The following is a 13833-nucleotide window of genomic DNA, read 5'->3' on the forward strand; positions in this document are numbered from 1 at the left end:
GAAACTGTGCCCCGAACTGCCGTATTACTTACCCTCGTAATTTAAACCCGAGTCGCCGCCGCGAGTCGGTATTTATTGAGTAACGCAATCATTTGCGCGGGCGAGTGAGCAAAACTAGTTACCGGCACGTACAAGTCATAACCATAGGCGCTACGCAACGCCGCCATCTGATGAAGCCATGCCGCGCGCGGACCATTGATTACTTGGTTATTAGCCAACTTATACTCTGAGAAGTTAATTGTAATTTGCTCTAAGCTCAGTAACTCTTGCTGATGAGCGAGCATTAATATATCTCGCTGTTCATGAATTTGGCGACTCGCCAAACGCGGAGAAACAGAATGGGCAACTGCTGCAACGTCATTTAGTTTAATCCCAAGATATGGAATATCACATCGCTCCAGTCCATACCGGATACTAGGATGGGCGACCAAGATTATATCCTGCCACTCGATTGACCAGCGCCCATAACGATGAATGTACTGTAACGAGTGTTGGCCTAGCGCCAAGCTATACTCAGGCTCAGAGTATTTTAAAAATCCAACAAAGATTAACAATGCGCCTGCTAGATAGCCCAATAAAATGGCGAGCTGCAGCACTGGCCACTGATACACTAGCACGGTACTGCCAAACCATAATAAGCCACCAGCTAACAATGAAAACAATTTATTGCGTCGAGTCGGGGTTCTGATTAACAAGTCGGATACAGGTGGGGACATTTGCTCTCCTTATATCAGTGCATTACTACTTTTGTGCAAGGATCTCGCGACCAAATTGTGCAACCTTGGCCCAATCGGTATATTCAATGTCTTGTGAGGTATCAGTGACGCCGCCAGTTAACTTCATAATAAACTGGATCATGCGTCGGTCAAACCAACGGTACTTGCTGTACCGTAAAGCGCCGGCAAATACCGCTTGTAACTGCGGTTGCCACGGCGAATTACTTATAAACTTAACCATGTAGGCATTAGTTGTTGGCGTATTCTTTTCAGGCTTGCGCGCCGTCAAATTAACACAGAAAAATCCGTTCGGCCGCGCTGCCAGCTGAGCTTGCTCTTTGGTAATAAACGTTTGTAATTCTTTGTTAAAATTACCATATCGGATCGAAGCACCCAAATAAACTTGCTCAACCTGCTCCCAATCTATCTGCGACTGCTGCGCTAACGGACTTAAGCGAACTTCCTTGCCTGCATCGGTCAATTGTGAGGTTAACGCCTCACAAATTTTCTTTGTTTGACCATCGGTGGTCGAATATATAATTAAGGTATAAGACATCTATTAACCTTTCCAGAACGTTGGAGTAAATAAAACCAGTAAAGTAAAAATTTCCAGTCGCCCAAATAGCATCGCCATAACTAAGATCCATTTGGCACTGTCATTAATGTTGCCATAATGTGCTGCAACTTCGCCCAAGCCAGGCCCAAGGTTATTCAAACAGGCCGCGGTCGCACTAAACGCTGTAACATCATCAAGGCCGGTATATAACAAGGCCAGCATACACACCACAAAAACTAGTGCGTAAGCGGCAAAAAAACCCCAAACGGCATCAACGACGCGATCTGGTAACGCTTTATTACCAAGTCGAATCGCAAAAATTGCGCGGGGATGCACCAAACGCTTAAGCTCTCGCGCTCCCTGTAAAAATAGCAACACCACCCTGATTACTTTCATGCCACCGCCAGTTGAACCCGCACAGCCACCAACAAATGACGTAAAGATTAACAATAATGGTAAAAATAATGGCCAGCCACTAAAACTGTCGGTGCCAAAGCCTGCGGTGGTTGAGACTGATACCGCCTGAAATAACGCATGACTAAAGGCTTCATCGGCAGTTAAATAAATATTTTCTTTATATAAAACAGAAAAAACCACCAATACCAGCGCTAATTGCAGCCCTAAGAAAAGGCGCATTTCAGGATCGCTAAAATACGAACGCAGCATTTTTCTCGGGCGGATAATAGCCGCGTAATGCAAACTAAAGTTGATGCCTGAAATGAGTAAAAAGATCACACAAATGAGGTTGATACTATATGAATCAAAATACCCCATGCTGGCATCATGAGTTGAGAAGCCGCCGATTGCAATCGTGGAAAAGCTATGACAAATTGCATCGAATACCGACATGCCAGCTGCCCAATAAGCGGCAGCACAGGCAATGGTTAAGGTAAAATATATATACCACAATGCTTTAGCTGTTTCGGCAATGCGTGGTGTCATTTTTGAATCTTTAACTGGCCCAGGGGTTTCCGCCCTATATAGCTGCATACCACCAACACCAAGCATCGGCAAGACTGCAACAGCTAAGACAATGATGCCCATACCACCAAGCCATTGCAGCAAATGACGATAAAAGAGAATAGCTTTTGGTAAATCGTCAAGGCCGGTGATAACTGTCGCACCAGTGGTTGTCAGCGCCGAAAAAGATTCAAAGACACTATCAACTAATGTCATATCTGGGCGGTCTGACAACACAAACGGCACGGCACCAACACTGCCTAGTACCAGCCAAAACATCACCACAACGATAAAACCATCTCGTACATTTAGCTCTTTTCTGTGCCCTCGGTTGGGGTACCAACATAAAAAGCCAAAAACGACACAAAGGAAAAATGATTGTACGAAAGCAACACCACCACCATCATTAAAAATGGCAGCAACTAACCCGGGGAGTAACAAGGTAGTACTGAAAATGGTAATTAATAAACCCAAAATCCGGATCAACGAACGTGTCTGCATAAGTGTTTACTGTGGCCAGTGAGGTAAGTGAAATGAGTTGCTAATGTACCACAGGTCTATTTGGAAAAATATTGATTTATAACACAACACAGGCCGCTAGAGCGGCCTGTCACTAAGTTGGTATATTTGTACCAGCGCTCATAAAACAAGATCACAGCGCTTGAGCCAGCCTTGCCTTAAGAACCGTCCCTTATACAATAAAGCGGCTCAGCACATCGTGCTGTTGCTGCGTTCGATCTTTTTGAGCCATCATATCTTGATTGGTTACTTGCGCATTATCGGATACCTGCTGTGATAAATCTTTAATGTTAACCGTGTTACGATTAACTTCTTCGGCCACTAAACTTTGCTCTTCAGCTGCCGCAGCTATTTGCAAATTCATATCGGTGATACGGCCAATTGACTCTCGAATAGTGTTAATAGCATCGTTTGCTTGCTGTGCTTTTTCAACACTTTGAGCCGCTTCTAATTGAGATTTAGACATAACATTAGCAACAGACACAGAGCTTTGTTGCAAAATATCTATCATATTTTTAATTTCTGCCGTTGATTCTTGAGTACGCTGCGCCAAATTACGTACTTCATCAGCAACCACGGCAAAACCGCGACCTTGTTCACCAGCACGAGCAGCTTCAATTGCTGCATTTAATGCCAACAAGTTGGTTTGCTCAGCGATACCACTAATAACAGACAAAATAGTTTCAATATTGCCCGTTGATTGCTCGAGTAATTTAACCTCTTCAACCGCATTCTCGATATGAACAGATAGTTGGGTAATTGAATCAGAAGTCGAATTGACAACTGCGGCGCCGTCTGCCGCGGCCTCGTCCGCTTCTTTTGCTGATGAAGCGGCTTGCTGGGCATAACCAGCAACTTCTAAGGCAGTTGACGACATTTGAGTCATCGCGGTAGCTAACTGCTCTAACTCACTCAACTGCTGAGTCAAAGCATCAACCGCAGCCGAAGAGCCACGTGCAGTTTCATCGGTTCCGGCCATGATTTGGTCGCCTAAATCTTTGCTATCGCGGATCAATACCTGCAATTTATCGGCAAAACCGTTAAAGCCCCGAGCTAAATTAGCAAACTCCAGATCACTATCTGTTGCTAAACGCTGAGTTAAATCGCCTTCGCCACTGGCTATACCTTGCATTGCCTGGGTGATGTTATCTAAAGGAGCCATTAATTTAGTAACCAGTAAATAAATCGCCGCAATACTTATCAATAACGCGATAGCAGAAAATAATAACGCTTGATTACGCAACTCACTGGCTGTTGCTCCGACAATCTCAGCATCGATCGCCACCCCAAGGTACCAATCAATATTAGCGACCTTAGCAAGCTTGATCACAAAGTTTCGCCCATCTATAACAACGTCTTGCTGAACAGTATTGAGTTGTAATTGCGAACCAAAGTAACCTGACATTTTAGAGCCATTCAGTTTGGTATCCGGGTGAGAAATCAGCACACCTTTATCGGTCACCAAAAAGGCATAACCGGCGTTTAATGGTTTTGCTCGGTTAACAGTCTTTCCTAAACCTGCCAAACTGACATCAAGAAACATTGCTCCAGCAAATTTTCCTTGATCAACCATAGGAGCAGCCATCGAAACCAGCACCTCATTGGAAACAGCATCGGTATATGGCGCTGTTACAATCACTTTTCCAGTTTGTTTAGCATTTTGATACCACGGACGAGTTCTCGGGTCGTAATCTGATGGTGGTGTCCACGATGGGTCATTTGATACCACACGCCCGTCAGATTCAAAACCAATTCCCGCTAACACAAAATCACGCTTAACGATCGATTTAGTCACGACGCGAATTATATTTTCTTCGGTTACATCATCATCAATTAAATCCATAATGTAAGCCGTCATTGCGCGATGGCTGTCCATAACATGAGAAATATTGTCAGCTAACTCTTCAGAAACTTCTGTTAATGTTTCAGCAACAGTGTGGTCAAGACTGGTTTTAACTTTAAGGTATTGGCTGATTGATAGCACTGACATCGAAAGCAATAATACCAAGGTCGTGGCAGCGATTAATTTTGTTTTAAATTGCATGAAGCTAACTCCAATTTATTTTTTGGCATAACGCCATAGTAATAGAACGAAGGTCAATATAAATGCCTCATATTATTGCCTAGTTGATTGTCACAAGTCTTTAAAACTTCGACTAATGCTTATTTAGGTATAGCCCAAAAATAGCAAGTCAGTAACAACATCCAGTCACTCGCGATGAAATAAAGTAATCTAATTGTTTTTTTAATTTTAAAATAGATGCGCAAACTTCGTTTCTCTCGAGCAAGACTAAGTTGGTTACTACTACTTCCACGCAGAACCAATAAGCATGTTCACAATAACACTCAGTTAATTCATAATTAACCGGAAAAACGGCGGCAGAGATACTCGAATCCTTTTAAGATTCTGGTCACCAGATAAGTGTAGTTACATTTTGTATAATATAGCTACTAAAGTAGTATGGATGATAACAGACTTTATGCATTTTTTAGATTAATTTATTTTAACTATAAGATGCATATTAGAATTTAACGATGAGATAGGTGTTAGTTAGATATAAATATAGTAAAGGCAATAGGGTTCACCCCATTACCTTTTCTATTGTTTTATACCCAGTTTCGAATTGGTAAAAATTCTTCGTAAAGTTGCGCTTCCGCACTGCCTGGTGCCGGTTGATAATTATATTGCCATCTAACTAAAGGAGGCATCGACATTAAAATTGATTCGGTACGACCGCCACTTTGTAATCCAAAGTGAGTCCCACGATCATATACAAGATTAAACTCAACATAACGTCCACGTCGATATAGCTGAAATTGACGCTCTCGGTCCCCAAATTCAAGTTCTTTTCTCGCTTTGACAATAGGTAAATACGCTTCTATAAAGCCGTTACCCACCGCTTGCATAAAATCAAAACTTTGATCAAATCCCGGCGTATTGAGATCATCAAAAAATAAACCACCGATGCCGCGAGCTTCATTTCGATGTTTAAGATGAAAATACTGATCACACTCTTGCTTATAAAGTGGATATTTGTCCTCACCAAAAGGCTGGCATAAGTCTTTGGCTGTCTGATGCCAATGGATACAATCAGCCTCAAAACCATAATATGGCGTCAAATCTAAGCCACCACCAAACCACCAAACCGGCGGTTTGTCATCGGCATAAGCGATAAAGAAACGAACATTGGCATGTGAGGTTGGAACGTATGGATTATTAGGATGAATAACTAACGACACGCCCATAGCTTCAAAGCGGCGACCAGCGAGTTCCGGACGCAATGCCGTAGCCGATGGTGGTAATTGCTCTCCCATTACATGGGAAAAATTAACTCCTGCTTGCTCAAATACCTGACCATTAGTCAGTACTCTACTTTCTCCGCCACCACCTTCGGCGCGTTGCCAACTGTCAAATTCAAAACGTTTAGTTGGCTCTTGGCTTTCAAGTGCCTGACATATACTATTTTGTAATGCCAACAAATACGATTTTACGCTCTCGCTAGAAACCTCAGTCACGATAATGTTTCCTACATCAGTCAATTGTGAATAAGCTAATTATCTTATTTGCTGGCCAGTAATACCATCAAATATTTTACTTGGCTGATCATTTCCACCTAAAGGCGCATCAATGACGTAACCCAATTGATGTTTAAAATTCAAATTAACTTGTTTTGCGCACATTGCAGGAGGCAGCCCCGACACGTTAGCGCTAGTTGAAACAATTGGCAGGCCCAAACTCTCACTCAAAGCAATAATAACCGGGTGAGCACTTACTCTTACTGCGATGCTGTTATATTGACCGGAGAGCCAAGGTGGACAATTTTCACTCTTAGGTAGAATCCAAGTAACGGGTCCCGGCCAACTCTGCTGAATCTGTTGCCATTGAGTTTTACTCACTAGCGTGAGATCAACATACTTAGCAAGTAATTTGAAATCACCAGCGACTAAAATTAAACCTTTGGCAGGATCGCGCTGCTTTATCTGAAGAAGTGATTGCACCGCTGGCTCATTAGTCGGATCGCAACCTAAGCCGTAAACAGCTTCGGTGGGATACGCAATTACAGCGCCATGCTTCAGAGCTGTAATTGCAACGTCGTTTGATAATTTCATTTATAGCGACTGTAATTTCTCTTGTAACGCTTTATCTTTTGCAATCACAGCTTCGGCATTAGCCTTACGATCAGCTTTTACCGCAATAGCCAATTCATCATCGGCTACAGCCAGCATCTGCGCGGCTAAGTAACCAGCATTTTTAGCGCCTGCTTTACCGATAGCAACAGTTGCTACAGGAACTCCAGCGGGCATCATTACTGTAGACAATAATGCATCTTGGCCATTTAATGGGCCTGCGTCAATTGGTACTCCAATAACCGCACGCGTCGTAATACCAGCAACAGCACCAGCTAAATGAGCAGCTAAGCCAGCAGCACAAATAAACACCTTACAGCCACGAGTTTCAGCATCCGTTACATAGTTGTGAGTTGCTTCTGGGGTACGGTGTGCCGATGTAATCTTAACTTCAAATGCAATATTAAAAGATTTCAGGACATCAAAGGTGTGTTGCATTACGGGTAGGTCAGAATCTGATCCCATTAATATCGCGACAAATGGTTTGCTCATTATATTTTCCTAACTGATTTAAATAAAATAATTGTATCGAAATTATTCACGCTCGAATTTATAACTACATTTTTTTTGCGGGCATTGAATTTTAGTACCAGTCGCTGTTTTCTTTTCGATTAAGATTGCCCAATCACACTCAGGGCAGACTTTGGAAATCGGCTTATAGTTAACGACATACTTACATTTCGGATAACTATCACACGCATAAAAGGTTTTACCATAGCGCGATACTCGCTGCGCTAAGTGACCCTTACTACATTGAGGGCAGCTGGTTTGTTGGAGTTGATTTTGATGTTCAATGTGGTGGCATTGGGGGTAATTAGAGCAACCAATAAAAATACCATAGCGGCCCTTTTTAATCGCTAACTCATGCTGGCACACCGGGCAGTTTGAACCGTCGATGAGCTGCTCGTCCAAAGTTTCATGCTGAACTAAGGGACGGCTATAATCACAAGCCGGATATTGACAACATCCCAAAAAAGGACCGTGCTTAGAATTTTTAATCGCAAGTTCGCTACCGCACTGCGGACACAACTCATATTCTTTCTCTAAGGCGTGCTCATGTTGTGTGAACAACTGAGGCTGCTTCATACGACGTCACCAAATGAACAATAATGAGGCAGATTATATCAGACTAGCTTGTTAACAAGCTATCTATTGACGACATTTTATGTCACCAAGTCAATAATCCTCACAAACCATCGGTCGTAAACCAAGCAACACTTAACCCTGACAGTAGTATAATGCCGATTTCTCTTGAATATTTAGCTGATAAGTAACATTGAGTTCTGTGTATTGATTAGCTAAGTCCCCTTGGGCAACCGAGTCCATGTCAGTGACACACAGCATATGCTCAAGATCATCGAAGTCGCCTTCTTTTTCAATCGAAATATTCTCACAATTCCAATAGTCATAACCATATTGACGAAATAAACGTTTATAGAAACGATGGTGAACCTTACTAGAAATACAAAACCCATAACGATAACCTAGTGCAGCGCTAAATCTAGTCAAGGCTAAACAAAACTGTTTTTGTAAATTAATTCGAGGAATTTTAATATCCGGACGCAAAGACAATCGCATCCATTGACAATAACCTACGCTATTTAAACTGAGATGTGGCATCTGTTGAGTTAATTGTTCACCCGACCGCTCAAGCGGCAATAAGTCCATATTATCAGCACCACATATTCTAATCCCACCAAGACATTGACTGCCGATTCGGGCGATTAGTATGTCAGACTTTCGATCTAGTTCTTCTTCTATTCCGCAAAAATCTGGTAACCGTAACACTTTTCGATAGCTTTCTTCTCGTAATTTATAGTATTGCTTGAGTAGATCTTGGTCACTAGTTATCTCAAATATAACATGCATAATTACAACCTAACGGGAATATCAATGAGTTCTCTACAATGAAATAATCCGTTAGATTGCAGATAGAAATAAAGGGCACTAAATAAGCCCTTAAAGCGTCATACTTGTTTCATCCTTACAAGCGCAAGTGTACGTTAATCGTTCACATATCAATATGATACAATACAAACTTACTATTTTACAAGTACTTATTAGATACCATCGCGTATGAACCACGGCTGAATTATTAAACATAAACTACTTAATGCTTAAAATAACGAATAATTAAGAGCGATATTATTTGATTAATTTTTGCAATGGCTTTCTCGTTGAACGAGCATTTGGCAGCATTCCAACGCCAATACGCCCCATAAATACTTGGGTATTTATGTCACTATCACCAAGCAAACTATCGAGTGTTGACGTCAGTTCTTTTGCTAATTTATTAGCCGGTTTATCGTGGGTGAATTCCAGAGAATTAGTGACATATTTAGAAAATATTAACGGGGTCATTTCAGGCTGAAATTGTAAACCGAGTTGACTAGCGGTTAACCAAAACCTCTGAGTTGCCTTGCCACCGGAGTGGAAGTCATGCTCTGTTGATAAGTCCTTATCAGCAACAATGATAAAATGTGCACCACAGCATAGTGCGGGAATTAGGTCTAATTGAATGCGTGGCAACCAAGTACCGGCAAAGTAACGATTGAGCCAACAGACCCGCTCCCAACTTGTCATCGCCCATCGCATTGACTTTAATGATAGCCAATCAAGGCCAACGGCTTGGTCTGGGATTTTGTCTTCACTAAATTGTGCATCCCACTCAATAATCCTTTTATGGACACAATAAGCCTCAGGGATCGTAAGTCTAACCTTAGCATTTTTAAACAATAATTTAGCAAATTGCCATTTTGAATCACGACCTTCAAACCAAAGCACTTGATAACCAGCACCTACCGACTGCTGCAACATATCTTTTTGATGCTTACTCAAATCAGTCGTAGTAAAAGGTCGACGCTGAGTACAACGTGTTTTAACAAAAGGGAGTAATCGGCTAGTTTTTATTTGTTCGTCAACTTTCAGTTCAGTTTTTATGACGGTTGGCGAATTTAATGTGTTTGGGTAAGAGTATTGAACTGTCATTTTTTGATCGCTGGCGGCAATCTCGATCGTTTCAAGTAGCGCTCCGATAGCGATTTGACTGGCACGGCCATCTAAATCATAGACACACCAATCTTTGGTATCAGTTGCATGAATAAGAAATGTTCGATCATCAATTATTTCAAACTGCCACGGTTGAGTATTATCCCCACTTGGTGCCCAACGCGCTAATTCAAGTATCTGCTGTATCGCAGATGGTTCGTTACCAACAGTCATTAATTTCACTCCTAGCTAGCTGCCTACGGAGACATCATTGTGACAACAAATGTAATGATTTCTTATATCTACCGTCGAGAAGATAGATAGTCCAGCACTAACAGATACTGTTGTTTTTACCTATCTAGAACAATTAATAAAAACGGCATCCTTGCCGTTTCATAGACTTCCATATCAAATCCAGCTACGCTAAATAATTAGTAGTTATGTACGCTTGCGCTTAATTGAGGCTAACCCCATCAACCCTAAGCCGAACAACGCTAAGCTACCTGGTTCTGGTACTTCAGTCGCAATATTGTATTGACCGTTGTTCTGAGTATGAATTTCTACATAACCATCGCCAGCACCATCAATAAACTCCACAATGCCTGTTCCGCCACCGAAATTTTGATCAAGCAAGGCGTCAGTATTTACGGTATGAAGTGTAGTCGCACCATACTCAACATCATTTTCATCAGTAAACAAACCACTAATAGATGAAAGTAAAGTTAATGACAAATCAAGAGTGGCAGTAGCACCTGCACCACCGAAGAAGTCGAGGTCACTACCACCTGATGGCGCGATTAAACCATAAGAAGCCAAAACTAATTGATCGCCTGTGGTTGCAAGAACACCATCCATATCCAATAACATATCAATGGCACCAGTGAAAGCAACACCCGTATCAAAACTGGTTGTTCCGTCAAGATTCAATGTACCCGTTAAGCCAGAAAACACCCCAACTAAGGCAGCAGCATTACCCAAGCCAAAAAGTGATGTAAGACCACCACCTTCAGGTGAAAAATTAGTAAATTGGAAGTAACCCTCATCAACAAAGCTATTACCTAGGCTTACTCCACCCAAAACAATTTGCTCAACCGTTGAGGCCCCAACCATATTCAAATGGTCTATCCCTACCGAATCAGTTAATCCGGCAAAACCAGACAATCCATTGGCGACACTTAGGTTTAAATTCCAGTTATCATCGACGGAAAATCCAGCTTGAGCTACGCCTGACATTAGTACGCTACTAACAACGATAGCGCCTATAGTTTTTTTCAAAATATTTGTTTTCATCATTATATTCCTTTATCAATACAATCCGTAATTGCTGAGTGAGATTGTATAATTACAAGTTGTTAGCCTCTGCAAAGACGACTACTGACATACAATGCATTAAGTAAGCCAACAACATTAAACCATTAAATTACAGAGGCATACGTAAGTTGAAAAAAAACACTTCCGACTAATTTGGTAATTTGTAAAATATACTGACATCGGGATTGACTAAAACCATTAACAGTATCGTTAAATGATAATCGGCTAATAATTAAGTTTTGTTTACAATTCTTTTTGCCACATGAAACATGATCCGTGCGAATAAGCCGTTATTGCCAAACGGTCGGTAAGTCTTAGAAAACTTATTACGATAGGCGTCAAAATGTAGACCATGCGGTGCTGTAACTAATTCTCCACGACCTAGTAATATTTTTAGTACGTATGTGCCCGCTATTCCAGCACAAAGTTGAACAGCCATCGGAGTTGACGGACCTTTTTTGGCATGAAAGTCGACCTTAGATTTATCAACTAAATATGCTTGCTGTAGCATTGCCGGTGACAGGCCGATTAAAAATTGAATGTATTGATCATGCTCAGATCGACCAGCAAACCTAAAATATTCTTCATAAGACATCTTGTCAGGCATAAAACACAGAAAGGCACAACCCATTCCCAGAGGAGCGGCAGTGACTACGGGGATTTTTTTTTCGAAACAGCGTTGAAACACCATTTTTCGAGCTTCTAACGCAAAAAAATCAAGACTATCGACATATATATCAACATCACGTAAAAACTCATCAACATTGTCTTCAAACACACCTTGATCAAAGCTTTTAATCTCTAATTCTGGGTTAATATCTAATGCTATTCGCTCCATTACACGAACTTTTTCCTGATCGATCGTCGACATAAATGCACCTGACTGACGATTAAAGTTATGTACTTCGAAAGTATCAAAATCCGCAATATTAAAACCACCAATCCCTAAGCGGCAGAGCGTTAATAAGTGAACTCCACCAACGCCTCCAGCGCCGGCTATAGCTACTTTTGCCCCTCGTAGTTTCTGTTGTTCTAGTTCGGTAACCCACCCAATATTACGTGAGAACGCCTGATCATAATCAAACATAACATCCCTCATCAATGACAATAACGATAACTAAAGTCTAGCAGGGCATATTTATAACGGATGAGCAATAATTGTAATGGGAATAAATAGGGGCAGCTTATTAATTATTCTTTAACTATTAATATCCTTGCTTCAAAATAATCAGGAAAGTGGCGATAGGTGTTAATATAGTCATCCCAATTTTTAAAGAAACCACCTAAATAGTCCAGTTGGTATTGGTTGTTTTCAAATGCTCCCCCTGTATCAGACAAAATTGTTAAGCGGCTTTCACCATTAGATGTTAATAAGATAAGCTTTCCCAAACCGAGATACTTTAAATCTCCAGCGACAGCGACCATAGGGTGAATAGGAATTTTATAATCAGCGTCTTTACCATAACCCAATATTGATGATGTTTGTTTGAAATACCAATATCTTTGCTGATCTCGTTTTTTCACATTACGCTGGTAAGCGATACCATTATTACGGTGTACATTGAAGAATACTGACCGAGAACCTATAGTTACTTTCGCAGTTCCCTGCATTAAGGTATCTTCTAAATCATCTCGCGTTAGCCAAACTAATGGTTGTGCTAATCGTTTATTATCCAATATGCCGGTTAATACTTGCTGCTTTGTGAGCTGATATCTTATTAAGGTGCTTTTATGCTGGTCAGCCTGCTCTAAACTCATGCCTTGCTCGTCAAACGGCAATGCGTATAGCGGATGTAGATGGCTGATAGCCTGCTCGGCACTGCCCTGTGCTAATTTAATATAATATTTTGTCAACAGGATCTTATTATCTGGAATATTTTGCAGTAATGGTTTATTTAATGAATAAGCTTGAGCTTGAAGTTTATCTGGCCTCCATTGAATCATTTGAAAGTGTCGGCGAATAAAATCAGGATCTAACAAGCGAGAAGCACGCTTAGCCAGAGAGTCTTCCTGCTCAATTTGACATACAAAAGCTAAAGTACGTTTGACTCTAGCTAAATCGATCCCAAAACGAGCAACTACACCAGCTTTTATAACATCAGGATCGTATGCAGCACCTCTGTTTAAGTATGATAGCGTACCATCAGCAACATCACATAAGTCAGTAACTGACGCTGTAACCATCTCTCCAATCTTTTTCTCCTTATCGATAGTGAATAGACCCCCGGCATAAGCTGGTAGTGACATCAGGATGAAAAGATAAATAATTAAAAAACGATACATAAATAGATATTTCATATTTGTTAGGCAAGTATATACCTGAGCTTATCAATAGCACTAAACCAAGTCTAATTAATAATGGCGAATTGCCGCGCTTCAAGTTTGACCTCCCGCTAAACGAATAAACATTTAATTCGAGTTCTTGCTCAACACTTAACGAGAGCCCATTAATCGACGTTCTAAACGCTACGTCTTACCTTCATTAAGAATGGGGGGATTACAATGTCGTTCCGCTCGTTGCTGCGAGCTAGATCTCGCAACGACTACGTCGTCGACGATTAATCTTATCTTTTGTACTCCGCTAGCGACGACGGTCCATCGACTTGCTATATTTTTATTCTACGCATACGAAAAAAGCCCCAGTCTTTCGACTGA

General features: G+C 41.3%; 13 protein-coding genes. All 13 read right to left on the reverse strand.

The features are described from left to right. Positions 1-41 precede the first annotated feature (41 nt). Positions 42-716 carry a DUF2982 domain-containing protein gene (locus HRU23_09955; protein ID NRA54456.1) on the reverse strand — a complete coding sequence of 225 codons (675 nt, stop codon included), beginning with the start codon at positions 714-716 and terminating at the stop codon, positions 42-44. Between the two features lie 25 nt (positions 717-741). Next, positions 742-1272 carry a menaquinone-dependent protoporphyrinogen IX dehydrogenase gene (gene hemG, locus HRU23_09960; GenBank protein NRA54457.1) on the reverse strand — a complete coding sequence of 177 codons (531 nt, stop codon included), beginning with the start codon at positions 1270-1272 and terminating at the stop codon, positions 742-744. Positions 1273-1275: 3 nt separating this feature from the next. Next, on the reverse strand, positions 1276-2733 hold the full coding sequence (locus tag HRU23_09965; protein ID NRA54458.1) for a potassium transporter: 1458 nt from the start codon (positions 2731-2733) through the stop codon (positions 1276-1278). 190 nt (positions 2734-2923) lie between these two features. Then, complete coding sequence (locus HRU23_09970) at positions 2924-4795, reverse strand: methyl-accepting chemotaxis protein (GenBank protein NRA54459.1); 1872 nt, start codon at positions 4793-4795, stop codon at positions 2924-2926. Positions 4796-5358: 563 nt separating this feature from the next. Beyond that, complete coding sequence (gene hemF / locus HRU23_09975; protein NRA54460.1) at positions 5359-6267, reverse strand: oxygen-dependent coproporphyrinogen oxidase; 909 nt, start codon at positions 6265-6267, stop codon at positions 5359-5361. 39 nt (positions 6268-6306) lie between these two features. Continuing rightward, a complete protein-coding gene (locus HRU23_09980; protein NRA54461.1) occupies positions 6307-6861 on the reverse strand; it encodes a threonylcarbamoyl-AMP synthase in 555 nt (184 codons plus the stop codon). After that, on the reverse strand, positions 6862-7371 hold the full coding sequence (gene purE, locus HRU23_09985; protein ID NRA54462.1) for a 5-(carboxyamino)imidazole ribonucleotide mutase: 510 nt from the start codon (positions 7369-7371) through the stop codon (positions 6862-6864). Between the two features lie 42 nt (positions 7372-7413). Then, positions 7414-7965 carry a topoisomerase DNA-binding C4 zinc finger domain-containing protein gene (locus HRU23_09990; protein ID NRA54463.1) on the reverse strand — a complete coding sequence of 184 codons (552 nt, stop codon included), beginning with the start codon at positions 7963-7965 and terminating at the stop codon, positions 7414-7416. A 132-nt stretch (positions 7966-8097) separates the two neighbouring features. Then, positions 8098-8748: a hypothetical protein gene (locus HRU23_09995; protein ID NRA54464.1), complete on the reverse strand. Its 651-nt coding sequence runs from the start codon at positions 8746-8748 to the stop codon at positions 8098-8100. A 276-nt stretch (positions 8749-9024) separates the two neighbouring features. Further along, positions 9025-10101, reverse strand: coding sequence for a nitroreductase family protein (locus HRU23_10000; protein ID NRA54465.1), 1077 nt, complete (start codon positions 10099-10101; stop codon positions 9025-9027). A 204-nt stretch (positions 10102-10305) separates the two neighbouring features. Then, the gene (locus HRU23_10005) at positions 10306-11160 is read right to left on the reverse strand and encodes a PEP-CTERM sorting domain-containing protein (GenBank protein NRA54466.1); all 855 of its coding nucleotides are present in this window, start codon (positions 11158-11160) and stop codon (positions 10306-10308) included. A gap of 250 nt (positions 11161-11410) precedes the next feature. Beyond that, a complete protein-coding gene (locus HRU23_10010; GenBank protein NRA54467.1) occupies positions 11411-12265 on the reverse strand; it encodes a ThiF family adenylyltransferase in 855 nt (284 codons plus the stop codon). A gap of 104 nt (positions 12266-12369) precedes the next feature. Next, positions 12370-13461, reverse strand: a complete 1092-nt coding sequence (locus HRU23_10015) for a hypothetical protein (protein NRA54468.1) — start codon at positions 13459-13461, stop codon at positions 12370-12372. Positions 13462-13833 lie beyond the last annotated feature (372 nt).

The organism is Gammaproteobacteria bacterium (genome assembly GCA_013214945.1).
Taxonomy (GTDB): Bacteria; Pseudomonadota; Gammaproteobacteria; order Enterobacterales; family Psychrobiaceae; genus Psychrobium.

What these genes read in the sequence shown, in the direction of transcription:
- purE (NRA54462.1), bottom strand. Translation starts at nt 7,371, where the DNA reads ATGAGCAAACCATTTGTCGCGATATTAATGGGATCAGATTCTGACCTA.
- HRU23_10015 (NRA54468.1), bottom strand. Translation starts at nt 13,461, where the DNA reads ATGTATCGTTTTTTAATTATTTATCTTTTCATCCTGATGTCACTACCA.
- HRU23_09995 (NRA54464.1), bottom strand. Translation starts at nt 8,748, where the DNA reads ATGCATGTTATATTTGAGATAACTAGTGACCAAGATCTACTCAAGCAA.
- HRU23_09970 (NRA54459.1), bottom strand. Translation starts at nt 4,795, where the DNA reads ATGCAATTTAAAACAAAATTAATCGCTGCCACGACCTTGGTATTATTG.
- HRU23_09955 (NRA54456.1), bottom strand. Translation starts at nt 716, where the DNA reads ATGTCCCCACCTGTATCCGACTTGTTAATCAGAACCCCGACTCGACGC.
- HRU23_10010 (NRA54467.1), bottom strand. Translation starts at nt 12,265, where the DNA reads ATGTTTGATTATGATCAGGCGTTCTCACGTAATATTGGGTGGGTTACC.
- HRU23_09980 (NRA54461.1), bottom strand. Translation starts at nt 6,861, where the DNA reads ATGAAATTATCAAACGACGTTGCAATTACAGCTCTGAAGCATGGCGCT.
- HRU23_10000 (NRA54465.1), bottom strand. Translation starts at nt 10,101, where the DNA reads ATGACTGTTGGTAACGAACCATCTGCGATACAGCAGATACTTGAATTA.
- HRU23_09965 (NRA54458.1), bottom strand. Translation starts at nt 2,733, where the DNA reads ATGCAGACACGTTCGTTGATCCGGATTTTGGGTTTATTAATTACCATT.
- hemG (NRA54457.1), bottom strand. Translation starts at nt 1,272, where the DNA reads ATGTCTTATACCTTAATTATATATTCGACCACCGATGGTCAAACAAAG.
- HRU23_10005 (NRA54466.1), bottom strand. Translation starts at nt 11,160, where the DNA reads ATGATGAAAACAAATATTTTGAAAAAAACTATAGGCGCTATCGTTGTT.
- HRU23_09990 (NRA54463.1), bottom strand. Translation starts at nt 7,965, where the DNA reads ATGAAGCAGCCTCAGTTGTTCACACAACATGAGCACGCCTTAGAGAAA.